At 71.2% G+C, this 23,131-nt stretch carries 22 protein-coding genes and 1 tRNA gene; 14 read left to right on the forward strand and 9 right to left on the reverse strand.

Translation table 11 applies throughout. The features are described from left to right. Positions 1-4: 4 nt before the first annotated feature. From FFT09_RS08515 to FFT09_RS08525, 3 genes are read left to right on the forward strand one after another with little or no spacing between them, the layout of a single operon-like run. Positions 5-1,177: an ABC transporter ATP-binding protein gene (locus FFT09_RS08515; RefSeq protein WP_024876938.1), complete on the forward strand. Its 1,173-nt coding sequence runs from the start codon at positions 5-7 to the stop codon at positions 1,175-1,177. Further along, positions 1,174-1,950 (forward strand): ABC transporter permease, encoded by a 777-nt coding sequence (locus FFT09_RS08520; protein WP_024876937.1) that lies wholly within the window; start codon positions 1,174-1,176, stop codon positions 1,948-1,950. The genes FFT09_RS08515 and FFT09_RS08520 overlap by 4 nt, the downstream gene beginning before the upstream one ends. Continuing rightward, on the forward strand, positions 1,947-2,936 hold the full coding sequence (locus tag FFT09_RS08525; protein ID WP_138382330.1) for a glycine betaine ABC transporter substrate-binding protein: 990 nt from the start codon (positions 1,947-1,949) through the stop codon (positions 2,934-2,936). The genes FFT09_RS08520 and FFT09_RS08525 overlap by 4 nt, the downstream gene beginning before the upstream one ends. 57 nt (positions 2,937-2,993) lie before the next feature. Here the strand turns inward: FFT09_RS08525 and FFT09_RS08530 are convergent, their stop codons facing one another. Beyond that, positions 2,994-3,491: a DUF6474 family protein gene (locus FFT09_RS08530; RefSeq protein WP_024876935.1), complete on the reverse strand. Its 498-nt coding sequence runs from the start codon at positions 3,489-3,491 to the stop codon at positions 2,994-2,996. Between the two features lie 112 nt (positions 3,492-3,603). Between FFT09_RS08530 and FFT09_RS08535 the strand changes: the two genes are divergently transcribed. Further along, positions 3,604-5,241: a TM0106 family RecB-like putative nuclease gene (locus tag FFT09_RS08535; protein WP_138382331.1), complete on the forward strand. Its 1,638-nt coding sequence runs from the start codon at positions 3,604-3,606 to the stop codon at positions 5,239-5,241. Positions 5,242-5,248: 7 nt separating this feature from the next. Here the strand turns inward: FFT09_RS08535 and FFT09_RS08540 are convergent, their stop codons facing one another. Continuing rightward, positions 5,249-6,007 carry an SDR family NAD(P)-dependent oxidoreductase gene (locus FFT09_RS08540; RefSeq protein WP_138382332.1) on the reverse strand — a complete coding sequence of 253 codons (759 nt, stop codon included), beginning with the start codon at positions 6,005-6,007 and terminating at the stop codon, positions 5,249-5,251. 142 nt (positions 6,008-6,149) lie between these two features. On the opposite strand from FFT09_RS08540, the gene FFT09_RS08545 reads away from it, so the two are divergent. Beyond that, positions 6,150-7,934 (forward strand): gamma-glutamyltransferase family protein, encoded by a 1,785-nt coding sequence (locus FFT09_RS08545; protein ID WP_138382333.1) that lies wholly within the window; start codon positions 6,150-6,152, stop codon positions 7,932-7,934. A 41-nt stretch (positions 7,935-7,975) separates the two neighbouring features. On the opposite strand, the gene FFT09_RS08550 is transcribed toward FFT09_RS08545, so the two are convergent. Next, complete coding sequence (locus tag FFT09_RS08550) at positions 7,976-8,344, reverse strand: ester cyclase (protein ID WP_081192838.1); 369 nt, start codon at positions 8,342-8,344, stop codon at positions 7,976-7,978. 101 nt (positions 8,345-8,445) lie between these two features. On the opposite strand from FFT09_RS08550, the gene FFT09_RS08555 reads away from it, so the two are divergent. Beyond that, positions 8,446-9,342 (forward strand): hypothetical protein, encoded by an 897-nt coding sequence (locus FFT09_RS08555; protein WP_138382334.1) that lies wholly within the window; start codon positions 8,446-8,448, stop codon positions 9,340-9,342. A gap of 152 nt (positions 9,343-9,494) precedes the next feature. Here FFT09_RS08555 and FFT09_RS08560 read toward each other — a convergent pair whose 3' ends face one another. Both FFT09_RS08560 and FFT09_RS08565 read right to left on the reverse strand, forming a co-directional pair. Next, complete coding sequence (locus tag FFT09_RS08560) at positions 9,495-10,790, reverse strand: flagellar basal body protein FliL (protein WP_081192844.1); 1,296 nt, start codon at positions 10,788-10,790, stop codon at positions 9,495-9,497. A 141-nt stretch (positions 10,791-10,931) separates the two neighbouring features. Further along, the gene (locus tag FFT09_RS08565) at positions 10,932-12,242 is read right to left on the reverse strand and encodes an alginate O-acetyltransferase AlgX-related protein (protein ID WP_244231277.1); all 1,311 of its coding nucleotides are present in this window, start codon (positions 12,240-12,242) and stop codon (positions 10,932-10,934) included. Positions 12,243-12,386: 144 nt separating this feature from the next. Here FFT09_RS08565 and FFT09_RS08570 point away from each other — a divergent pair, with 144 nt between their 5' ends. Both FFT09_RS08570 and FFT09_RS08575 read left to right on the forward strand, forming a co-directional pair. Further along, on the forward strand, positions 12,387-15,653 hold the full coding sequence (locus FFT09_RS08570; protein ID WP_138382335.1) for a glycosyltransferase: 3,267 nt from the start codon (positions 12,387-12,389) through the stop codon (positions 15,651-15,653). A gap of 3 nt (positions 15,654-15,656) precedes the next feature. Next, positions 15,657-16,805, forward strand: a complete 1,149-nt coding sequence (locus FFT09_RS08575) for an acyltransferase family protein (protein WP_138382336.1) — start codon at positions 15,657-15,659, stop codon at positions 16,803-16,805. Here FFT09_RS08575 and FFT09_RS08580 read toward each other — a convergent pair. Continuing rightward, positions 16,756-17,859 (reverse strand): hypothetical protein, encoded by a 1,104-nt coding sequence (locus tag FFT09_RS08580; protein ID WP_138382337.1) that lies wholly within the window; start codon positions 17,857-17,859, stop codon positions 16,756-16,758. The two genes, FFT09_RS08575 and FFT09_RS08580, sit on opposite strands and share 50 nt — an antisense overlap. Positions 17,860-17,941: 82 nt before the next feature. Here FFT09_RS08580 and msrA point away from each other — a divergent pair, with 82 nt between their 5' ends. The 3 genes from msrA to FFT09_RS08595 are packed head-to-tail and all read left to right on the forward strand — an operon-like array spanning position 17,942 to position 19,198. Next, on the forward strand, positions 17,942-18,601 hold the full coding sequence (msrA, locus tag FFT09_RS08585; RefSeq protein WP_138382338.1) for a peptide-methionine (S)-S-oxide reductase MsrA: 660 nt from the start codon (positions 17,942-17,944) through the stop codon (positions 18,599-18,601). A 58-nt stretch (positions 18,602-18,659) separates the two neighbouring features. Beyond that, on the forward strand, positions 18,660-18,911 hold the full coding sequence (locus FFT09_RS08590) for a type II toxin-antitoxin system Phd/YefM family antitoxin (protein ID WP_138382339.1): 252 nt from the start codon (positions 18,660-18,662) through the stop codon (positions 18,909-18,911). Between the two features lie 20 nt (positions 18,912-18,931). Beyond that, positions 18,932-19,198, forward strand: a complete 267-nt coding sequence (locus FFT09_RS08595; RefSeq protein WP_138382340.1) for a type II toxin-antitoxin system RelE family toxin — start codon at positions 18,932-18,934, stop codon at positions 19,196-19,198. Between the two features lie 74 nt (positions 19,199-19,272). Here FFT09_RS08595 and FFT09_RS08600 read toward each other — a convergent pair whose 3' ends face one another. From FFT09_RS08600 to FFT09_RS08610, 3 genes are all read right to left on the reverse strand, one after another. Further along, entirely contained in the window at positions 19,273-19,533 is a 261-nt protein-coding gene (locus FFT09_RS08600; protein ID WP_081192862.1) for a Txe/YoeB family addiction module toxin, read from the reverse strand. Continuing rightward, positions 19,530-19,772 carry a type II toxin-antitoxin system Phd/YefM family antitoxin gene (locus tag FFT09_RS08605; RefSeq protein ID WP_081192864.1) on the reverse strand — a complete coding sequence of 81 codons (243 nt, stop codon included), beginning with the start codon at positions 19,770-19,772 and terminating at the stop codon, positions 19,530-19,532. The genes FFT09_RS08600 and FFT09_RS08605 overlap by 4 nt, the downstream gene beginning before the upstream one ends. Before the next feature lie 127 nt (positions 19,773-19,899). After that, positions 19,900-19,972: transfer RNA gene (locus FFT09_RS08610), tRNA-Gly, on the reverse strand. 173 nt (positions 19,973-20,145) lie between these two features. Between FFT09_RS08610 and FFT09_RS08615 the strand changes: the two genes are divergently transcribed. Genes FFT09_RS08615 through FFT09_RS08625 form a run of 3 tightly spaced genes read left to right on the forward strand, consistent with a single transcriptional unit; the run spans position 20,146 to position 23,114 of the window. Then, a complete protein-coding gene (locus tag FFT09_RS08615; RefSeq protein WP_138382341.1) occupies positions 20,146-21,726 on the forward strand; it encodes a sigma-70 family RNA polymerase sigma factor in 1,581 nt (526 codons plus the stop codon). A gap of 56 nt (positions 21,727-21,782) precedes the next feature. Then, positions 21,783-22,223, forward strand: a complete 441-nt coding sequence (locus tag FFT09_RS08620) for a hypothetical protein (RefSeq protein ID WP_024876918.1) — start codon at positions 21,783-21,785, stop codon at positions 22,221-22,223. A gap of 6 nt (positions 22,224-22,229) precedes the next feature. Further along, complete coding sequence (locus FFT09_RS08625) at positions 22,230-23,114, forward strand: Fpg/Nei family DNA glycosylase (RefSeq protein ID WP_138382342.1); 885 nt, start codon at positions 22,230-22,232, stop codon at positions 23,112-23,114. Positions 23,115-23,131 lie beyond the last annotated feature (17 nt).

Here is a 23,131-nt window from a genome sequence, read left to right on the forward strand (position 1 = left end):
CACAGTGTCTGACCAGGCTGACCAGCCCACTGGCGCCGAAATCCAGTTGGAGAACGTCACCAAGCGCTATCCGGGCAGCGCGGAACCCGCTGTGGCCGACGTCAGCATGACGATCCCGGCCGGCAAGATCGTGATTCTCGTCGGCCCTTCGGGGTGCGGCAAGACCACCACGATGCGGATGATCAACCGGTTGATCGAGCCGACGTCGGGCCGCATCACCATCGGCGGCGAGGACGTCCAGGCGATCGACGGCGACCGGCTGCGCCGCAAGATCGGCTATGCCATCCAGCAGGCCGGGCTGTTCCCGCACTTCACCGTGGCGCAGAACATCGCGGTGGTGCCGGGCCTGCTCAAGTGGGACCGCAAGCGCATCAGCGACCGGGTCGACGAGCTGATGGACCTGGTGGGGCTCGACGCGGGCGAGTTCCGGGACCGCTATCCCCGCCAGCTCTCGGGCGGGCAGCAGCAGCGCGTCGGCGTGGCCAGGGCGCTCGCCGCCGACCCGCCCGCTCTGCTCATGGACGAGCCGTTCGGAGCGGTGGACCCCATTACCAGGGGCAATCTCCAGGACGAGTTGCTGCGGCTCCAGTCGGACCTGCGCAAGACGATCGTGTTCGTCACCCACGACTTCGACGAGGCCGTGAAGCTGGGCGACAAGATCGCGGTGCTCGGTGACCAGTCGTCCATCCAGCAGTACGACACGCCGGAGGCAATCCTGGCCAACCCGGCCAACGACATGGTGGCCGGGTTCGTCGGCGCGGGCGCGTCGCTCAAGCAGCTGACCCTGCTGCGCGTGCGCGACGTCAGCTACAGCGACAACACGCTCACCGCGTCGGCCGCCGACACCACCCCGGCGGCCCTGCGCACGCGGATGACCGAGCAGGGCCGGACCTACGCGCTGGTGCTCGACCGGCGGCGCAGGCCCGTCCGGTGGGTCCACGTCCGCGACCTTGGCGCGGCGACCTCGCTGGTGACGGCGGGCAGGCCGGTCGGCGACGCGGTGAGCACCCAGTCGACGCTGCAGGACGCCCTGGAGGCGATCCTCGCCGAGGGCGGAAACGCGGTGGTCACCGGCTCGCGCGGCGAGTACGTCGGCACCATCGACATCGCCACCGTCACCGACACCATCCAGCAGCTGCGCACCGAGCACGTCGAGGCGGGACGGGGTGAGGCATGACCACCACGGAGCTCTCGGGGTTCTCCACGGAATCGGGCTCGACCAGAGCCGAGCGCGTCCGCCTGCTGGCCCAGCCCGCCGTGGTGGTCGTGCTGGTCGGTGCCGTGGTGACGTGGGCGCTGACCCGTGAAAGCGACGCCATCGAGGCCGAGCTGCTGACCGGCGGCGAGCTGCTGACCAAGACGTGGGAGCACCTGCTGATCACCGCGGTCGTGACGGCGATCGTGGTGGGGATCGCGGTGCCGCTCGGCGTGGTGCTCACGCGCTCGTGGGCACGACCGGTGTCGCCGGTGTTCATCGGCATCGCCAACATCGGCCAGGCCGCCCCGGCGCTCGGTGTGCTGGTGCTGTTCTTCCTGTGGAGCGAGTGGGAGGGCCTGTGGGCGGCGGCGCTGCCCATCGCCTTCTACTCACTGCTGCCCGTGCTGCGCAACACCATCGTCGGGATCGACTCGGTGGACCCGGCGCTGGTCGACGCGGGCAGGGGCATCGGCATGTCGTCGTCGGCGGTGCTCCTGCGCATCGAGCTGCCGCTCGCCGTGCCGTTGATCCTCGCGGGGCTGCGCACCTCGCTCGTGCTGGCCGTGGGCACGGCCACGCTGGCGTTCTTCGTCAACGGCGGCGGGCTCGGTGAGCTGGTAGACGCGGGCTACAAGCTCAACCGCACGTCGGTGCTGGTGGTCGGTGCCGTGCTATCCGTGGGCCTCGCCCTGATCGTGGACTGGCTCGGTGCGCTGCTGGAGAACTACCTCGGACCGAAGGGACTGACATGAGCACCTCAGGCGTGGCCAGGCGGGTGCGGGCCCTGCTCGCCGTCGTGCCGCTCATGGCAGTGGGCGCGTGCGGGCTGAACCTGAACGCCGCGCTGCCGTTCGACGTGCAGCCCGGGTCGATCCGTGCGGTGCCGGAGCTCGACGGCGTCGAGGTCACGGTGGGGTCGAAGGACTTCACCGAACAGATCATTCTCGGCTACATCGCCGAGCTGGCCCTGGAGGCCGCGGGCGCCGAGACGATCGACCTCACCAACATCAGCGGGTCGAACAGCTCGCGGTACGCACTGCTGAACGGGCAGGTCGACCTCCAGTGGGAGTACACCGGCACGGCGTGGCTGTCCTACCTCGGCAACGACGAGCCGCTGCCCACCGAGCAGGAGCAGTACGAGGTCGTGCGGGAGGCGGACCTGGCCGAGAACGGTGTCGTGTGGCTGCCGTACTCGCAGGTCAACAACACCTACGCCTTCGCGACCACGGAGGCGTACGCCCAGGAACACGACCTGCGCACGATGAGCGACGTCACGGACTTTCTGAAGGAGAACCCGCAGGAGGCCGTGTTCTGCATCGAGACCGAGTTCGCGAACCGGCCGGACGGGATGCCGGGCGTGCAGGAGACCTACGGGTTCCCGACGACCACCACGAAGACGTTCGGGACCGGCGCCATCTACGCCGCGGTGGACAACGGGACCTGCAACTTCGGCGAGGTGTTCACCACCGACGGTCGCATCGCGGGGCTGGACCTGCGGGTCATCGAGGACGACAAGCAGTTCTTCCCGCAGTACAACGCCTCGGTGACGTTGCGGGAGGACTTCGCGTCCGAGCACCCGCAGCTCGCCGACGTCATGGCGCCCGTCACGGAGGCGCTGGACAACGAGGAGATCATCGAGCTGAACAAGCAGGTGGACGTGGACGGCCGCGACGCGGCCACGGTCGCGAGGGACTGGATGGTGGAGCAGGGCTTCATCACGGTGCCGGACGGCCAGTAACTCCGTGTCCGCAGATTACGTAGCCGTGTCCTCAGCCCGCGTAGCCGTGTTCGCGGTTCAGGGAGCCTCGCCGGGAGCGTGAATCCCCAGCCTGCGCAGCACCTCGGTCTCCACGGTGTCCAGTTCGGCCCCGACCGCGCGGTGAGCCGCCTTGCGGCGCGCGGCCGGCATGCGCTCGGCCGCGCGCACCGAGGCGGTGAGCTGTTCGAGCGTGCCGCGCGAGCGGGTGACGAACTCCCGGTCGTCCGCGGTGGCCCGGGAAGCGTTCGCGAGCTGGGTGAGTCCGTCGGCGGCCCCCGCGATGCGGGCGAGCAGCATGCCGCCTCTGCCGCTGTACTCGGGTAGCTGCGCCACGTCGATGCCCAGCCGCCGCGCGTGCTGCCGGTCGTAGGCCTCCCGAAGCGCTCCGGCCGCGCGCACTAGCAGCGGCGCGAGCGCGGGCACGGCGGCGGGAACGACGACCTTCGCCACCTTCACGGCGTTCTTGGCGCGTTTCGGCGTGATCCCGGTGTCGTCGCCGGTTCCGCCGTGTGCTCGCTTCGCCCTGCGGCCCATCACCGGGTCCCTTCGTCGTGCTGGTGCCTGCGGTGTTCGATCGTGAACTTACTGGCCGCCTCCGGCGCGGGCACGTCGGCTCCGTGTCAGTGGCCTCTCATACAGTGAAGGCATGGCAGTCGAGGTGTTGTTGGACGCGGGGGTCGTCACGCGGTGTCGCCGTCGTGTCCACCTCGACCACGAACCCATACCCCGGGACGTGCCGCTCACACCGCCTGATCCGGCGGCCGAGCAGCGCATCGCCGACGCGAGAACGCACCGCGCGCGGATCTCCGAGTGGCTGCGAGCCGACACGGAGGGTAGCTGGGCCGTCATCCCGGGGGAGTTGCCCGCCGCGGAGCGACGGCGGCTGACGCGGGAGGCGCTCGACGACGGCGTGTCCTACGTCTGGGGCGCGCTGCTGCCGTCGGACGACGAGGCGGGCAGGCGTGGCGGTGTCGAGCTGCTGGTGCGGGCCTCCTCCGGCTACGCGCCGGTGCTGGTGGTGCGACACCGCGTCACGGACCCGGGGCAGGGTGCCCGCACCACCGTGTTGCCCACGGTCGACCCGGACGCCGCCGTCGTGGACACCACCCGGCGACCGCGTTCGCAACCTCGGGACCAGTTGCGGCTCGCGCACGCGCGCCGGTTGTTGCAGGCTGCGGGGTACGCGGAGCCGCACCGCGCGGTGGGCGGGGTCGTCGGGCTGGACGCCGACGTCGTGGTGTGGCACGACCTCACGGCGCCGACGTGGCCGGGTCACCGCAGCGCGCTGCGCGAGTACGACGACCGGTTCGCCGACCGGCTCGCGGTCGCGCGCGCGGCGGCCACGCGCGCCGAGGCGCTGGCGGTGCCCTCGCGAATTCTGGAGTGCAAGCGCTGCCCCTGGTGGCCGGTCTGCGAGGCGGAGCTGCGGCAGGCCAGGGACGTGAGCCTCGTCGTGCGGGGCGAGGACGCGGTGGAGCTGCGCAACGCCGGTATCTCCACTGTGGACAAGCTGGCCGCGCTCGACCCGGCCGAGGAGTCGCCGATCCAGTGGACCGGAGCGCCGTTCGCCGACGCGGTGGCGCTGGCGCGGGCCTGGCTCGCCGACCTCACGGTGGTGCGGCGGGTGGAGACGGTCCACGTGCCGAGGGCCGACGTCGAGGTCGACATCGACATGGAGAGCTTCGGTGACGCGGGCGCCTACCTGTGGGGATGCCTGCTCAGCGGGGCGGACATCGGCGTCGAGCGCGGCTACCGCGCGTTCGCGACGTGGGAGCCGCTGCCGACCGACGACGAGGCGCGCTCGTTCGCGCGGTTCTGGGCGTGGCTGACCGACGTGCGCGAACGCGCGACCGCGGCAGGACTGTCGTTTCGCGCCTACTGCTACAACGCGCTGGCGGAGAACCGCTGGCTGTACGGGTCCGTGGAGCGCTTCGCGGGCCGGGACGGCATCCCGGAGCGCGAGGAGCTGCGGCGCTTCACGGAGTCGCCGGAGTGGGTCGACCTCTTCCGCAGTGTCTCGGAGCAGTTCCTGTGCGCGCGGGGCAAGGGCCTGAAGGTGGTGGCGCCGGTGGCCGGGTTCTCGTGGCGTGACCCGGAGGCGGGTGGTGAGGCGTCGATGCGCTGGTACCGCGACGCGGTGGGGATGGACGGCGGCGTGCCGGACCCGGCTCAGCGGGAGCGGCTGCTGCGCTACAACGAGGACGACGTGCGGGCCACGTACGCGCTCCGGACCTGGATGAGCGACGAGGCCGGGCACGCCGTCCCGTTCATGGGCCAGCTGTAGCGCCCGCTCAGCGTGGCGACATGCGCAGCCCGCCGTCGAGGCGGATGACCTCGCCGTTGAGGTAGTCGTGCTCGACGATGTCCACGGCGAGCTGGGCGTACTCGTCGGGGCGGCCGAACCGCTTGGGGAAGGGCACGGAGGCGGCGAGTCCCTCCCGGAACTCGTCGGTCACGCCGGCCATCATCGGGGTGTCGATGATGCCGGGGGCGATGGTCATCACGCGGATGCCGTGGGAGGCGAGGTCGCGCGCCGCCGGGACGGTCATCCCGGCCACCCCGCTCTTGGACGCGGAGTAGGCGATCTGCCCGATCTGCCCCTCGAACGCGGCGACCGAGGCGGTGTTGACGACCACGCCACGCTGACCGTCGTCGAGGGGTTCGGTGTCGGCCACGGCCTGCGCGGCCAGGGTCATGACGTTGAAGGTGCCGATCAGGTTGATCTCGACGACCCTGCGGAACAGGTCGAGGTCGTGGGGTCCCTTCTTGGACAGGATGCGCGAGGAGTGCCCGACCCCTGCGCAGTTCACGACGATGCGCAGCGGTGCCTCGGACGCGGTGGCGGCCTCGACGGCACCCCGGACCTGCTCGGCGTCGGTGACGTCGGCCTCGACGTAGGTGATGCCCTCGCGGGTGTCGGCCTTGGCGATGGACGGGGCCAGGTCGGCCGCGAACACCCGCGCTCCCCTGGCGGCCAGTGCCGCCGCCGTCGCTGCGCCGAGGCCGGACGCGCCCCCGGTGACGAGTGCGGTGGTGTTGGCGATCTGCATGCGCGTGATCCTCCTGCTGTCGTCGGCCCGCCGGGGTTGTCGGCGGGGCATCCCGGACCTAGGTTAACGGGCGTTCGCGTCACTCGGGATGCTGTGCGGATCGCGACCGGCTGTTAGTTGTGCGTACGAAGTGATCACCCTTATGGTCGATGTCGTGTTCACGTCCAGACCGGAACTCGCCGGGACGCACGGCATGGTGGCCACGACCCACTGGCTCGCCTCCGCCACGGGGATGGCGGTGTTGGAGGACGGCGGGAACGCCTTCGACGCGGCCGTGGCGGCAGGGTTCGTCCTCCAGGTGGCCGAACCGCACCTCAACGGGCCTGCCGGGCAGGTACCCGCGCTCTTCGTGACCGCGGCCGATCCCACCCCGCGCGTGCTGTGCGGGCAGGGGACCTCACCCGCCGCGGCCACGCCGGCCCGCTTCGCCGACCTCGGGCTGGACCTCGTCCCGGGAAGCGGGCTGCTGTCCGCGACCGTGCCGGGAGCGTGGGACGCCTGGCTGCTGCTCCTGCGCGACCACGGCACGAAAAGTCTGCGGGACGTGCTCAAGTACGCCATCTCGTACGCCTGGAAGGGTGTGCCCGTGGTCGGGCGCATCACCGCGACGATCGACGCGGTCTCCGACCTGTTCGTCCACCACTGGCCCAGTTCGGCTCAGCTGTGGCTGCCGGGAGGCGAGGCACCGTCGCCGGGGTCGCTGCACCGCAACCGCACGCTCGCTCGCACCTGGCAGCGGCTGCTGGGGCAGGCCGAGACACAGACGGACCGCGAGGCCCAGATCGACGCGGCGCGCAGGGCGTGGTCCCACGGCTTCGTGGCGGAGGCCGTCGACGAGTTCAGCCGCACCGCGTTCCGCGACGACTCCGGCCGTGACCACGCGGGACTGCTCACCGCGGACGACCTGGCTTCGTGGGAGGCCACCTACGAGGACGCGGTGGTCACCGACTTCGGCGAGTGGAGCCTCGTCAAGTGCGGTGCCTGGACGCAGGGCCCGGTGCTGGCCCAGCAGTTGCGGCTGCTGGAGGGCTTCCGTGACCGGTTGCGCTACGACAACGGGCGTCCCGACGCGGAGACCGTGCACCTGGCCACGGAGTGCGCGAAGCTCGCGTTCGCCGACCGGGAGGCGTGGTACGGCGACACCGACGTCGATCTCGCGACCCTGCTGTCGTGGGAGTACGCGCAGCAACGGCGCGCGCTCGTGGGGGACGAGGCCAGCGGCGAACTCCGGCCGGGCGGGCCCGATCCACGGTTGCCCGCCGTGCTCGCACGCACCCGGGGCGAGGCCGCCGGGACCGGCGCGGTCGGGGAGCCGACCGTGGACCCCGCCGGCCGCACGCGCGGCGACACCGTGCAGCTCGACATCGTCGACGCCGAGGGCAACATGATCTCGGCGACGCCGTCGGGCGGGTGGTTGCAGTCCTCGCCCACCATCCCCGAACTCGGCTTCTGCCTCGACTCGCGGGCGCAGATGTTCTGGCTGGAGGAGGGCCTGCCGAACTCGCTGGCCCCGCGCAAGCGGCCCCGCATCACGCTGTCGCCGTCGATGGCACTGCGTGGGGGCGAGCCGACGCTCGCGTTCGGCACTCCGGGCGGCGACCAGCAGGACCAGTGGCAGCTGTGCTTCTGGCTCGCGCACACGCTGGGCGGGCTGAACCTCCAGGAGGCCATCGACTCGCCCGCGTGGCACACGACCGCGTTCCCGAGCTCGTTCTTCCCACGCACGTGGCAGCCGAGGGAGCTGGTCGTGGAGTCGCGGCTCGGCCAACCCACGATGCGGGAACTGGCGGAGCGCGGTCATGCCGTGGTCGACGCGGGTCCGTGGGCGCTGGGCAGGCTGTCGGCGGTCTCGCGCGACCCCGGAAGCGGCATGCTGCGGGCCGCGGCCAACCCACGCGGGATGCAGGGCTACGCCGTCGGGCGCTGATCCGTTCCGGGTCGCCGGCAGGTCGCGCCCGTGCGGCGTGGTCAGGCGGTGGGGTCCTCCGCGATGACCCAGTACTCGGCGAACCGGTCGCCGTCGAGCCGCATCAGGTCGTGGCCGTGGAAGGTGACCGGCCTGCCCTGATAGTGGCCGCGCCCCACCCAGCGGGCGGCCACGAGACCGTCTTGCACCACGGGGCCGACGGCGGGCTCGAAGGTGCTGCCCTCGATCATGCCGCGGCCCTGGCGGACGATGTCGGCGAGCTGGTCGGGGCCCTGGGCGAGTCCCGGGTTGCCGGGCCAGTGGCCCACGAAGTCCTCGGTGACGAGGGTGCGCGCCGCCTCGGCCAGCCGGTCGAGATCGCCGTTCCACAGCTCGTCCAGCCACCGCCGGTACAGCTCCGCTGCCATCATCCGTTCGCTCCTCTCGATGTTGCCGGTTTCCCCCGCACGAGGGAGCGCGGCGCCACTCTGGCGGGAACCGTAGCGGGTGCCGTGGCGGCAGGCTCGACGGCATGAACTCGATCGCATCGCCGCGGCTGCGGCCCGTACTCGGCTACGTCACCGTGCTCGGCATCCTGCCGTACCTGTCGTTGAAACTCGCCTGGACCGCGGGCAGCGAGGTGGGGGTGACCACGCCCGGCCTGCTGCACTCCGCCGAGATGCGTGCCGCCAACGGGTTCACCGCGGTACTGGACCTCGTCGCGGTGGTGCTGGCGCTGGCACTGACCCATCGCTGGGGACTGCGGCTGCCGGCGTGGCCGATGCTGGTGCCGCTGTGGGTCGGGACCGGCCTGCTGCTGCCCATCGCGCTCGGAGCGCCCGCCATCGCCGCGCAGTTCGCAGGCTCGGGAGCGGGTGGCATGGGGCTCGCCGCGTGGGTCACCCCGCTGGTCTACACGAGCTTCGTGTGGCAGGGCGTGGCGCTGCTGACCGCCTTCGTGCTCTACGCGCGGGCGCGGTGGACGGTGGTCTTCGCCGGGACCGGGACCGGCGGTGTGGGCGTGGCCGGGGGCGCCGGGGCCGTGCTGGCGGTGCTGGTCGCGGTGGGTACGGTCGCGCGCCTGGCCGACGGTGAGGCACCGCGCGTGGGAACGCTCGGGATCGAGGCCGTCGAAGTCGTGCTGGCGCTGGGGGCGGTGGCGGGCATCGTGGCGCTGCGGCGGCCGGGGCGCCGGCTGCGCGGGCCGGTGCTGCTGCTGTGGGCGGGCTCCGCCGTGCTCGCCGCGCAGGCGTTCTGGGCCGGTGTCTCGGCGGTGTTGGGTGTGCCGCTGGACCGGATGGGCTGGTTCCTGGTCGCGGCGGGGGGCTGTGGCGGGCTGCTGCTCGCGGTGGCGCTGCTGGCTCACCTCGGCGCTACGACTCGGGCCGGTCGAGCCGTGCGTGGATCACTCGCACCGCACGCACCATGAAGATCATCGCGAACAGCGCGACGAGCAGTACCTGGAACCACACGAGAACCTCCCGCAGCATCGGTGAGCCCCCGATGCTGCGGGTCCGGCGCCGGCGGGCGGTGCAGGCGCGGGGCGCGTCGCCCCGGATTCACCCGCCGGCCCGACCGCCGTCAGGATTCCGTGTGGCTCGGCGGAGCGTGGTTCACCTGCTCGTCGAGCAGGTCCGTGAAGACCGGCTCGACGTCCTCGTCCTCCGAGAAGGCCTCGACGATGACGACGCGGTCGTAGAGGGTGTACACCGCACGGAGCACGGTGTACTCGCTCGCCCCGGCGCCGAAGACCTGCACGCCCTGCATGGACAGCTTCCGCTGCGCGGGGATGCCGCCCTCCTGCTGGGCCACGCCGTACTCGTTGGCGACGGCAACGGCGTCGTCCTCGCTGCCGACCTCGATCGAGTAGAGGCCGTAGGTGATGTCGTCGTCGACGGTGGTCTTCAGCAGGCCGTCGCCCATGTCGGTGTCGCCCAGCGCATCGATGACCGTGGGGGGCAGCATGTCGCTGTTGCTCTCCAGGACCTCGTAGTCGAACGATCCAGCACCGGGACGCTCCTCGCCGGGAGGATCGATCAGCGCGGCTTTGTTGTCCGCGGGCTCCTCCTTGGGGGGCGGAGGCTTCGGCAGCGGCGTACTCGTGGGTGTCTGCGGCGGCGGTTGCTGCTGCGACGTTGAGGGGGCGGGAGGCTGCGCCGTCTGGGAGTCGCCGCCCGCGATGAACAGGAAGTACACGGCGGTGCCGATGCCGGCCACGAGCACGACGGCCAGCGCGGAGAACAGCGCCTTGCGGCCCTTCCCGGACGGCTCGGGCTCGTCGAAGGACTCGGGGCCCTGGCTGACTCCCCACTCGGGACTGCCCTGCGGGGTCAGTGGCGGGAACTCCCCGCCGCCCCACGGCGGCGACGAGTCGTGTTGCGGCGCGTTCCAGGGCTGCTGTTGCTGCTGCTGGTTCTGCTGAGCGGCGAAACCACCGGGTGGTGACGACTGTGGCTGCGGGAAGCCCCCGGCGGGCGACTGCTGTGCCTGGTGCGGCTGGGGGAATCCTCCCGAGGGGGAACCGGGATACTGCCCGCCCTGCTGGGGTGGGTGAGCCTGCGGGTGCTGCGCCTGCCAGGGTTGCACCGCCTGGGTGCGCTCGGGCCCCGCGTCGGTGGACGAGACCACCTGGGTGGCGTCACCGCCCTGCTGTGGTGGCTGGCCCTGCTGCGGGTGCTGTTGCTGCTGGTCGGAGAGCGGAGCGATGATCTGGGTCGAGTCGGCGTTGCCGTCGCCGCCCGCGCTCCCCTCGACCTGGTCCGGCGAGCTCACCGCCGACGACAGGATCTGGTCCCGACGGGTGCGGTACTCGTCCGCCGAAAGGTTGCCGGACGCGAGACTCTCGTCCAGCTTGCGTAGCTCTTCCTGCCAGGTCACCCCCGGCCCCCCTTCGGGACATGTGTGGCAACGAACGTCGTGCGCTCGCTTCGTCAGCGCAGCGCGCCAGCAGTAACTTACTGGGTGACGCCCGGTGGTATGCAGGCAGATCAGGACTCACACCGGGCCGAGACCGGGTTGTTATCTGGGGTTGTCGGCCAGTGCCCGCCCCACCGAGTCGATGACGTCGTCGCGCAGCAGTGAGCTGCCGCCGCCCGACAGGATCCGCTCCACGAACTCGAAGACCACCACGTCCCGGTCGCCGAGCAGTTCGGCGATCCGTTGCGGCGTCCCCTGAGCGATGGTGTCGGAGTGGGTGATCACGAGGTCGCGGTTGGTCGCGACCAGGAACGGAGAGGCGAACTGCGTGAACGAGTCGGCCACCACCCCCACCGTGCCCTGGTGGACGCCGGGGACGGGGTCGCCGAACTGCTGCGTCCGCAGCGGGGTCCTGAAGTCGCTCGCGAGGTAGCGAGTCGTGTCCTGCCCGCCGTCGGGAGCGAGTGCGTACTCCTGCAGGTCGCGTTGTTCGTCCTGACCGAGCATCCGGTGCAGGTCGGCGGGCCAGCCGCGCCGCCCGGTCTTCTCGATCTCCCAGGTCTCGGTGCTCCCGGGGCTGATCTGCTCGGCCACGGCGTGAGTCATCGCGAATCCGCCGCCGAAGGTCCAGTGGCTGTCGCCGGTGTCGTACATCTCGTCGCCGAGCCGTTGCCCCGTCTGCGGCAGCAACGGCCGGAGGTCGATCGCGCCGGTCTCGGCGGGGACCCGTCGCCAGAACTCGCGGCCCCGCTCGGTGGCACAGTCCTTGCCGAGGTAGTCGTCGGGGAGGTGTTGCGGCCGCATCGTCGTCTTGTCCGGGGCGATCACCAGGACGAACTGGCGGCCGGACGCCTCGACGGCTCGGCGCAGGTCGTTCAGCGCCGCCACGATCCGGTCGACGTTCATGACCGGGAAGCACTTGGCGATGACGTCCTCGCCGTAGAACAGCCAGCCGTCGTCGCCGGGGATCACCTCGGGGTAGAGGTCGTACGGCGTGTCCGGCTGCTCGGTCTGCCCGTCCGGTTCGACGCCGACCGTGCCGGAGCGGGCACCGGACTGCGTGCCGGGCGGGTCACCGAAGAGTCCCGTGCTGACCGCGTCGGCGGCGCTCACACCGGCCTCGCGCAACGGCAGATGGTCGGTGGCCCATCCCGCGAACCCCGTGAAGAACCCCCAGCCGTCGGCGAGGCTGGGAAACTCGTGCAGTTCGCGGTTCTCGAACGGCTGGGCCCGCACTCCCACCACGAAGGACAGGGCGGGTGCGAGGAAGAAGACTATGGCGCAGACCAGCGCGGTCCGCTGCCTGGCGCTGTGGCGGGGCCGGTAGAGGTTGTGTTCGTGCGGCAACCACGACTCGGGGGTGGGCGGGAGCACGGGCCCGCGTGGCGGGTGTGGCGATATGCCGGGGAGCACGGGCCGTATCGTAGCCGCGGTTGCCCGCGCGTGAGGGCCGGTCGGTGTGATCGGCTGGCAGCGGTGTGAACGACTGCCGCGTTACGTGGCGAAATGCCACCACCTGGCACCGCGAGTGGACGGGCAGCCGCTACTGTGCCCGTCATGGCTGGCAGGGCTACGGGTTCGACGGGTGCGGCGGGCGACGGCCGACTGATCGAGTGGACCGGGGAGCGGTGCGTCCCCTGGGCCGACGACTACCAGGTGATCTACGAGCACTACCACCGGTACGCGCTCGCACTGGGGTTCGTCGCGGGCAAGCGGGTGCTGGACCTGGCCAGTGGTGAGGGCTACGGCAGCGCCATGCTGGCCACGACGGCGGCCCAGGTCGTCGGCATGGACCTCGACGAGCCGACGGTCGCGCACGCGAGCGCCGCCTACCCGCTCGGCAACCTGCGGTTCGCCGTCGGCTCGATCACCGACCCCTCTGCGCTGGCCGACGAGGAGCCCTTCGACGTCATCACGTGTTTCGAGGCGGTGGAGCACGTCGCGGAACAGGACGAGCTGATGCGCCTGGTGCGGTCGCGGCTCGCTCCGGGCGGAGTCCTGCTGTGCAGCACGCCCGACGTCGAGGTCTACACCCACGACCACGGCAACGAGAACCCGTACCACGTCAGGGAGCTGACGCGGGAGGACTTCCGGGCGCTGCTGCGCGGCTCGTTCGAGCACGTGGCGCTGCTGGAGCAGAACGTGGTCGCCGGGTCGCTCGTGCACGGCGGACCGGAGGGCGGCGGGGTACAGACCCACACCCTCACCGGGACGTCCGGCGAGAGCTGGACCGTCACGCCGGGTGCGCCGCACACCTACCTGCTCGGCCTCGCCTCCGACGAGCCACTCGACGTTCCCGCCGCCTCGGTGCTCGCCGACCCGGACCTGACGCTGGTCGCGCGCAGCCACGACGGTGAGCTGGCCGAACTGCGTACGGCGGCGACGGCCCTGCGCGGGCAGCTCGACCTCACCGAGGACACGCTGGTCCGGGAACAGCGGGCCGCGCAGCTCTTCGCCGAGGAGCGGGACGCGGCGCTGGCACGGGCCACCGAGGCCGAGCGCAGGCACACCGAGAGCGAGCGCAGGCACATCGAGGCCGAGCGCAGGCACATCGAGGCCGTCGACGAGAACACCGGGCTGCGCGAACGGCTCGATCGCAGTGCCAAGCGGCTGACCTGGCTGTCGGAGCAGACCGCCTCGCTGCGCCGTGGCATCGGCGAGCTCGCGGCGGAGAACGCGACGCTGCGCTCCGAGCACTCGGCCCTGGCACAGCGCCTGCTCAGCCGCTACCGGGGCACCGTCGAGCGCATCGCCCCGCGCGGCACCCGCCGCCGGGACGCCTACGAGGCCGCGCTCGGCAGGCCCACGGGCGTGCCGCCCTCGCCCGAGGACACCCAGGACACCTCCCCGGTGGGCGTGACCACGAGCGAGCACCCCATCGTCAGCGTCGTGATCCCCGTGTACGGCCAGTGGGCGTACACGCGCCGCTGCCTCGCCTCGCTGGCGGCGCACCTGCCGGACACGCCGTTCGAGGTGATCGTCGTGGACGACGCCTCACCCGACGGCTCCGCCGACCTCGTCGCGCGCTGCCCCGGGGTCCGGTTGGTGCGGGCCGAGCGCAACCAGGGCTTCGTCCACTCCTGCAACCTGGGCGCGGCACACGCGGGCGGTGAGTTCCTGCTGTTCCTCAACAACGACACCGAGGTTCACGCGGGCTGGCTCGACTCGCTGGTCGCGGTGTTCGAGACCCATCGCGACGTGGGCCTCGTGGGCTCGAAACTGGTCTACCCGGACGGCAGCCTGCAGGAGTGCGGCGGCATCGTGTGGGCCGACGGCAGCGGCTGGAACTACGGCAGGGGCGGCAATCCGCACGAGCCGAGGTTCTCGGTGCTGCGCGACGTGGACTACTGCTCGGGTGCGGCCGTCATGGTGCGAGGCGGCCTGTTCGAGTCGATCGGCGGTTTCGACACTCGTTTCGCCCCCGCCTACTACGAGGACACCGATCTCGCCTTCGCCGTCAGGGCGGCGGGGTTTCGCACCGTGGTGCAGCCCGAGTCGGTCGTCACCCACCACGAGGGAGTCTCCAACGGCACCGACACGTCGTCGGGCGTGAAGCGGCACCAGGAGCTCAACCGCGACGCCTTCGTCGAGAAGTGGGCCGATGCGCTGGCGCACCACCGGCCGGAGGCCGGCCCGCGCGCTCTCTGGCTCGGCCGCCACCGCACCCGTCTCGGCCACGACGGCGGCATCGTGCTCGTCGCCGACTACCAGGTGCCGCGCCCGGACGAGGACTCCGGTTCGGTGCGGATGTCCCGCGTGCTGGAGTTGCTGACCGGACTGGACCAGCGTGTCGTCTTCTTCCCCATGAACGGGGCGCTTCCCGAGCGCTACACCCGCGAGCTGTACCGCGCGGGAGTGACCGTGGTCGCCGACGAGGGGCAGCGACAGGAGTTCCTGCGCGAGGCGGGTGCCGAGCTGCGCCTCGCCGTGCTCTCGCGACCGCAGGTGGCGTGGCAGCTGCTCGAACAGCTCCGAGAGCACGCGCCGCATTGCGTGGTCGCCTACGACACGGTGGATCTGCACTTCGTCCGGCTGGAACGCCAGGCACGGCTGGCGAAGGAACTGGGTGACGAGGCGGAGTACACGTCGTTGTCGCGGCGTTCGGAGACGCTGCGCGAACTCGAACTCGGGCTCACGCGCGCCACGGACGTGACGCTGACCGTGTCGCAGGACGAGCGCGAGCTGCTCACCGAGCTGGTACCGGGCGCGTGCGTGCGGGTGCTGTCCAACGTCCACACCGCCGCAGCCGCGCCCACGTACCCGCAGGAGCGGGCCGACGTGCTGTTCGTCGGCGGATTCGACCACGTCCCCAACCGGGACGCCGCACGCTGGCTCGCCGAGGACATCATGCCGCTGGTGCGCGAACGGGTTCCCGGAGCCGTCGCGCACATCGTCGGCAGCAGACCGACCCCGGAGGTGCTCGCCCTGGCCTGCGACGGGGTGGTCGTACACGGCTGGGTCGAGGACCTGGCCGCGCTGTACCGCGCCGCGCGCGTGGTCGTCGCGCCCCTGCGGTTCGGCGCGGGGGTGAAGGGCAAGGTCGGCGAGGCACTGGCCCACGGTGTTCCCGTGGTGGGAACCGGACTCGCGGTCGAGGGCATGGATCTCGTCGACGGCGAGAGCGCACTGCTCGGCGAGACCGCCGAGCGGCTGGCCGACGGCATCGCGTCGCTGCTCGGCGACGACGAGCAGTGGACCCGGCTGGCCAGGGCGGGCCGAGCCGCCGTGGACGCCGGATTCGGCCCCGAGGTCGCCAGACGCACGCTCGCCGCGCTGCTCGCGCGGCCCGACGTGACCGACCAGGAGCCCGACGACCGGGGGTAGACCGTGGTGCGCAGGACCGGCAAGCGCGAGGACACCGCATACGCCGACCCGAACACCGGTTTCGGGTGGTTGCGCCTGTTCGGTGCCACCGCCGTCGTGGTGGACCACTCGTGGCCCGCGCTGTTTCCCGCGCAGCTGACGGTGTTCCCGGAGAGCTGGAACGCCTCGCCCGGCTACCTCGCACTGCTGGCGTTCTTCGCCATGAGCGGCTACCAGATCAGCCAGAGCTGGGCGAGCGACCCGTCGTGGCGGCGGTTCTGCGTGAAACGGCTGCTGCGCATCTTCCCACCCGTCGTCGTGGTGGTGGCCGTCACCGTGTTCGTGATCGGTCCGCTGTTCACCACGCTGCCGGCGGCGGAGTACTGGGGCGACAAGCAGACCTGGCGCTACCTGGTCGGAACCTCGCTGCTGTTCCTGCTTCAGCACGATCTGCCCGGCGTGTTCGCCGACAACCCGTACCCGTGGTCGGTCAACGGGTCACTGTGGACACTGCCGATGGAGCTGCTGGGTTACGGTCTCGTTCTGGTCGCCGGGCTGCTGATGGTGCTGGGCCTGACGCGGTGGGTCGTGGTGCCGCTACTGGTGGTGCTCGTCGTGGCGGACAGCCGGATCCTCGCGGTGATGGGGTACCACGGCGACGCCGGGTCGCTGCTCGAAATTCCGATCGGCTCGACGGTGGCGTTCCTGGTGCCCTTCGCGATGGGGATGCTGGTGTTCGCGTTCCGCGACCGGATACCACTGAACCCGTGGGTGGCGATGGCGCTGGTGCCGCTGTGGCTCGCCCTGCACTGGACACCGCTCGACCGGTACGCGATGGCGATTATGGCGTGCTACGGCGCCATCGTGTGGGCGCATCACTGGCCGAAGCGGCTCGACATCGACGGCCGGTGGATCTTCGGCAGCTACGGTATGTACATCTGGGGTTTCCCGGTCCAGCAGATGATCATCGCGGCCGGGGTGTCGAACCCGTGGGTGCTGGTCGCGCTGGCGGTGCCCGCCGCGTACCTGTGCGGCGTCGCGTCCTGGATGTTCGTGGAGGTGCCGACGCAGCGCTGGCGCCGGTACCTGAACAAACCCGCACGCTCGGGCTCGTCCGGTCCCGTCACGCGGGCGGCAGTGCCTCCTGCAACGTCCCGACAGCCCGCTCCGTGAGGGTGGCGAGCCGCTCGCCGTCACCGGCGCCGCCGTGCGAGACCCACAGGTTCACGGCCGCGGCGCCGGAGGCATACCAGGCGCCGCGCACCTCGCGGTCGTCGAGAGTTCCGGTGAGACCCCCTCGCACGCCGTCGAGTTCGGCGAACCCGGCGCCGACCATGAGCGAGCCCAGCTCGTCGGCGAGCGAGGCGGCCTGCCGCTCGTCCGGGGTGGGCACGACCAGCAGGAAGTAGCTGGTGGCGCCGTCGGTGGAGGAGCGGTGGACGACCTCGGTCACGCCGTGCTCGGCGAGAATCGTCGCGGAGTGCTCGGGGTAGAGGTTCAGCTCGACGCCCTTGTCGACGGCGACCGTCGAGTCGTTGGCGCCGGGTGTGCCCGGCAGCGCGGGGATGCGGTCCGCCAGCGCGGGCTGCTCGTCGTCCCCACCCGCTTCGGCACTCTGTCCGGGGGGTGAGGCAGCGGCGGCGGGCGGCGGTTCGGTGCGGTCCTGCCCGAGCCACCACGCCCCGCCGACGACGGCGCCGAGTGCGACGAGCACCGCGCCGGAGATCGCCACCCACGTCAGTCCGGTGCGGCGGGGGCCGTCCCTGCCGGGCTCGGTGGGCCCCGGATGCCCGCTGTCCACGCCCGAGGCCGGTGGCGCGGCGGAGTAGTCGGGGAGGCGCAGCATGACGGTGGGGCGCTCGTCGGCCGGGCTCGGCGCGGTGGTGCGCCGGGTGGTCGACAGCAGCGCGGAGGCGGGCGTGCCCGAACGGTCGTCGGCGGGGGCCGGTGGCTGCGCGGGTGCCTCCGGCGCGGGCGGGTCTGGTTCGGGTTGTTGCTGCTGCTGCGGCGCCGGAGGCCGGTCAGCGGCTTTCGCCGGGTTGGTGGCCTGCCAGCCCGGCTGCGGCGCGAGCGGCGGCGACTCGGCGCGTGTGGGCGTTGCCGACGCGAGCGGCGAACCGGACACCTCGGCGAGGATGTCCTCCCTGCGCCGCCGGTGCTCGCTCCCGCTGATCCTGCCTGCGGCGAACTCCGAGTCGAGACGGCGCAGCTTTTCCTGCCAAGACATCGCCAACCCCCTGGGCCTGTGCAGCGAGTACACCTTAGTTCGCCACCCGTAGGAGTGACATTCTGGCGGTAGAATCGAGCGCATGGTGTTGTTCGGCCGAAACAAGACGCAGCTCGTGTCCGCCGACGAGGCGCTGCCGGGACGCCCCGAACCGCTGGTGACGCCCGAGTTCCACGCCGTCTTCGGTGACCGCAGGATCAAGCCGCCGTTTCCCGAGGGCCTGCGGACGGCGGTGTTCGGCCTCGGCTGCTTCTGGGGCGCGGAGCGGATCTTCTGGCAGACGTCCGGCGTCTACTCGACGGCCGTGGGTTACGCGGGCGGGCACACCCCGAACCCGACGTACGAGGAGGTCTGCACGGCCCGCACCGGGCACACCGAGGCGGTGCTCGTGGTGTTCGACCCGAAGCAGGTGTCGTACGAGACGCTGCTGAAGGTCTTCTGGGAGGGACACGACCCCACCCAGGGCATGCGGCAGGGCAACGACGTCGGCACCCAGTACCGGTCGGCGATCTACTACGTCGACGACGAGCAGCGCGAGGCCGCCGAGGCGTCGCGGGTGTCGTACGAGCGGGCGCTCGGCGCGGCGGGACACGGTGGGATCACCACCGAGATCGCCCCGCTGCGCGACTTCTACTACGCCGAGGACTACCACCAGCAGTATCTGTACAAGGTCCCGAACGGCTACTGCGGTATCGGCGGGACGGGAGTGAGCTGTCCGGTGGGGCTGGGCGTCGGCGAGTAGCGAAGCGTGCACTCGAAGGACGCTGACGATCACTTTCTACGTTTTGTACAATTTGGGTATGTCCGAGCTTTCGATCAGTGCTGCCCGCGATCGTCTCGGTGAAGTGGTCGCGAAGGTCGAGCACGCACATGACCGGGCGGTGTTGACTCGCCACGGTCGGGCGGTGGCCGCGGTTGTGTCGATCGAAGATCTTCGTGCGCTCGAGGCGGCGGAAGACGAGGCCGATCTTGCGGCGGCTCGTGACTCGCTGGCGTCGGAGGAGTCGCGCGTTCCTCATACCGAGGTCCTCGCCGAACTCGGTCAGGTCTGATTTGCTGGGTTCTCGCGTCGGTGGACTATCGCATTGAGTGGACGGCTCCGGCCGTCCGTGAGCTTCGCAAGCTGGATCGCGGTGCCGCGCGGCGAGTCGCACGTGCGGTGACCGCACTCGGATCCGAACCGCGACCGGCCGGTGCGAGGAGCCTGGTGGGGCAGCCGTCCGGGGTGATGTGCATCCGGGTGGGCGACTATCGCGTCGTGTACCGGATCGAGGATGACCATGTCGTCGTCACTGTCGTGCGCGTGGCGCATCGCCGTGAGGTCTATCGGAACCTGTGAGGTACGGGCTGAGCCTGTGGTCGCCCGGTTCGAGGCCCGGGGGCACGGTGTCGACGCGGAAGTTCTCCGGTTCGTCACCGGCCGTAGTGATAGCGGCAGGCGGCGATCCGGATCTCGTCGCCGGCGATCTTGTAGATGAGGCGGTGCTCATCGGTGATGCGCCGAGACCAGTAGCCCTGGAACCCGTGCTTCAGCGGCTCCGGTTTGCCCAGGCCCTCATTGCCGTTGCGCTGGATGTCGGTGAGCAACTGATTGATGCGTTTGAGAATCTTCCTGTTCTCCTGTTGCCACCAGAGGTAGTCCTCCCAGGCGAACTCGTCCCAAACCAGCTTCACTGGACGAGATCCTGCTGGCTCCCACCGCCTGCTTCCAGGCGCTCGATGGCGGTGACGAGGCGGCGGGCATTCTCGGGGCTGCGCAGGAGGTAGGCGGTTTCCTTGAGCGATTCGTAGTCGTCCAGCGACACCAGGACCACCGGTTCGTGCCCCGCGCGGGTGATCACCACTTCTTCCCGGTCATTGACCACGGAGTCGAGGGTCTCGGCGTAGTGTGCCCGGGATTCGGAGTAGCTCATGGTCCTCACGTGACACCTCCGGCATTCGCTGCTTGTACAGATTATTGTACGCCCACTGCGGCGTCCTGTCCTGCGTCGCTCACGAGAAAGGGGCGGCGGCCCGTGGCCACCGCCCCTTCGTGTTGAGAGCGGACGACGGGATTCGAACCCGCGACCCTCACCTTGGCAAGGTGATGCGCTACCAGCTGCGCTACGTCCGCATGCACCGGTCTGTCGTCCAGTGCGGCACCCAGTCTATACCGTCCCTTCCGACACCCGATAGCGGGTGGTTTGGTTACACCCTCGACACGAAGCGTGCGGGTGCCGGGATGGCTCCGTATGGTGTTCAAAGTTCAACCGAAAGGGCTACGGCCCGGAGGGGGTGCCTGGCTGAATGTTGAAGGACTCGGTCTCCGCATCCGACCAACTCGGGTTGATCGAGCGCATCCGTGGCGGCGACGACGCCGCGTTCGGCGAACTCTTCCAGGCCCACCAGGCCGCCGTGCGCAGGCTGGCCCGGGGCCTGGTCGCCGACGCCGCCGAGGCCGAGGACGTCACCGCCGAAACCTTCTTCCGGGTGCTGCAGGCGCTGCGCCGGGGCAACGGCCCGCGCGAGAACGTGCGTGCCTACCTGCTGACCGTGGCGAGGCGGGTCGCGTGGGAGTGGCAGGCCGCGCGCCGCGACGTGCCGGTCAGCGACGAGGAGCTCACCGAACACGCGGGTGTCGGCGCCGACTGGCAGGTCAGCAACGCGGACGCGTCGCTGGTCACCCGTGCCTTCACCAGCCTGCCCGAACGCTGGCGGACGGTGCTGTGGCGCACCGAGGTCGAGGGCGAGCAGCCCGCCGTGCTGGCGCCCCACTTCGGGCTCAGCGCCAACGCCACCGCCGCACTCGCGCGGCGCGCCCGCATCGGTCTGCGCGCGGCGTATCTCCAGGCGCACCTGGCGGCCGAACACAGCTCGGGTCACTGCCGTGGCGTGGTGCGCAAGCTCGGCGGTTACACGGCGGGCAGCGTCACCGGTACCGAGGCGACCAAGATCAGTCACCATCTGCGCCGCTGTTCGTCGTGCCGGTCGACACACGCCGAGTTGCGTCAGGTGTGCTCGTCACTGCGGGCCTACGCGGGCGCTCTCGCCGTGGTCGTGCCGTTGTCGGGGCTGGCGTCGACCGCCTCCGGTGGCGCCGCCACGACGGGCGCCGCCGTGGCGGCGGGCGGCTCGGCGGCGGTCGGCGGTGCCGGGGCGGGTGGAGTGAGCGTCTCGACGGCGACCGCCGTCGCCGTGTCCGGCGGCGGCAAGGTCGGGCTCACGTTCGTGTCCGCGGCGGCGGTGGTCGGCATGGTCGGCACGCCGATTCTCGACGACACCGCGCCCGGTTGGTCGGGCGCTCCACCGCAGGGCGGGGTGGTCATCGAGCGGTCGAGCGGTGAGCAGGCGGACTCGTCCGGCACCGGGTTCGGCTCGGGCAGGGACATCGCGGGCGAGGGCGCGTTGCCGGGCTCGTCGGGATCGGAGCTGTCGTCGTCGGGAGCTCCGTCGACTTCGCTGCCGACCTCCCTGCTGTCCTCGCTGACGGGAGAGGGGCCAGCGGGGTCGGCGGGGTCGGTCTCGGGAGCGCTGAAGGACACGGAGTACACGCTGCCCGCGTGGAGTACCACCGGAGCCGTCACGTCGGTCGTCAAGTCGGAGGTGTCGGAGGTGTCGGACACCGTGCCGCCCGATGTTCCCGGCGGTCCCGGCGTAGGCGACGAGATCCGGGACGATCTCGGTGTCGGCGGTGACGATCAGGACGGCGCCGACGAGGCCGACCCCGTGCGCGGGCCGGACGATCGCCCGGGCGGCGGGCCGCCGATCGACCCCGGCAGGCCGCCGTGGGCCGGATCGCCGCACGAACGGGTGGCACCCGACACCGTGACCGAGGCCGTGGGTGACTCGGCCGAGTCACCAGGTGGCGTGGACTTCCCGGGACCGTGACGATCACGGTAACGTTGCGGTGACGATCTGCACGAACGCGGTAGCGGAGGAAGCGGATGAACCGGCTTGTCCAGGGCTCCGACGGCCGGGACTGGGTGATCCGCGCGCAGATGGAATGGCGCCGGCCCGCCACGGCCGACGACTTCGATCACGACGTCGCGGCCAACTACACCCCGGGTCTGGCGATGATGGGGGTGGCCATCGCCCTCGGCGTCGTCGTACTCGTGTGGATGCCGGAGGACGTCGTGGTGCCGAGCTGGGTCCCGCTGGCGTTGCTGCTGCTGGCCCTGTTCTTCCCGCTGCGCTGGGTGCTGCGCAGGCCGTGGACCGTGGTGGCCGAGACGGAGGGCGACGAGACGGGCGAGCGGCCGTCGGAGCGGTGGGTCGGTACGGTCATCGGAATCGTCAACGTCCGGGGCGAGGTGCAGCGCATCGCCAAGTCCATCCAGCGCCACGACCTGCCCGACTTCGACGGTCCGCTACACCCGGTCGAGTGAGTAGCCGTGCCTGAACTCCCCGAGGTCGAGGCGCTCGCGTACTTCCTGCGGGAGCACGCGGTGGGGCGCGAGGTCACGCGCCTCGACGTCGCGTCGCTCACGGTGCTCAAGACCGTGAGCCCCGCCTGGACCGAACTCCACGGCAGGCAGGTCACGGGAGCGGCCCGGCACGGCAAGTATCTCGACGTGGACTGCGCCGGGCTGCATCTCGTCGTCCACCTCGCCAGGGCGGGGTGGGTGCGTTGGTCCGACGCGCTGGCGCCCGCGCCGCCGAAGCCGGGGCGTGGGCCGGTCGCGCTGCGCGTCCGGTTGTCCGGTGAGCCGCCCGCCGGGGGCAAACCGGGCGCGGGGCCCGGCTTCGATCTCACGGAGGCCGGAACGAAGAAGGACCTCGCCGTGTGGATCGTGGGCGATCCCGCCGAGGTGCCGGGAATCGCGCGGCTGGGGCCCGACGCGCTGGAGGTGGACCGCGAGGGTTGGGCGCGGCTGCTGCACGGCAGCACGGCCCGGTTGAAGACGGCACTCGTCGACCAGTCGCTCGTGGCCGGGATCGGCAACGCCTATTCCGACGAGATCCTGCACACGGCGCGCCTGTCGCCCTACGCCACGGCGGGCAAGCTGTCGAGCGAGTCGCTCGACGGCCTCGCCCATGCCGTGCGGGAGGTCCTCACGGGTGCGGTGGAGCGATCGGTCGGACAGCAGGCCGCCCGGCTCAAGAGCGAGAAGCGTTCCGGGATGCGTGTGCACGGCCGGACCGGCCTGCCGTGCCCGGTCTGCGGTGACACGGTGCGCGAGGTGTCCTTCGCGGACCGCGCACTCCAGTACTGCCCCACGTGCCAGACGGGCGGTAGGCCGCTGGCCGACCGGCGGCTGTCCCGGCTGCTGAAATGAGCGCCACACCAAGAGTT

It is taken from the genome of Saccharomonospora piscinae, from assembly GCF_005862235.1.
In the GTDB taxonomy this organism is placed as follows: domain Bacteria; phylum Actinomycetota; class Actinomycetes; order Mycobacteriales; family Pseudonocardiaceae; genus Saccharomonospora; species Saccharomonospora piscinae.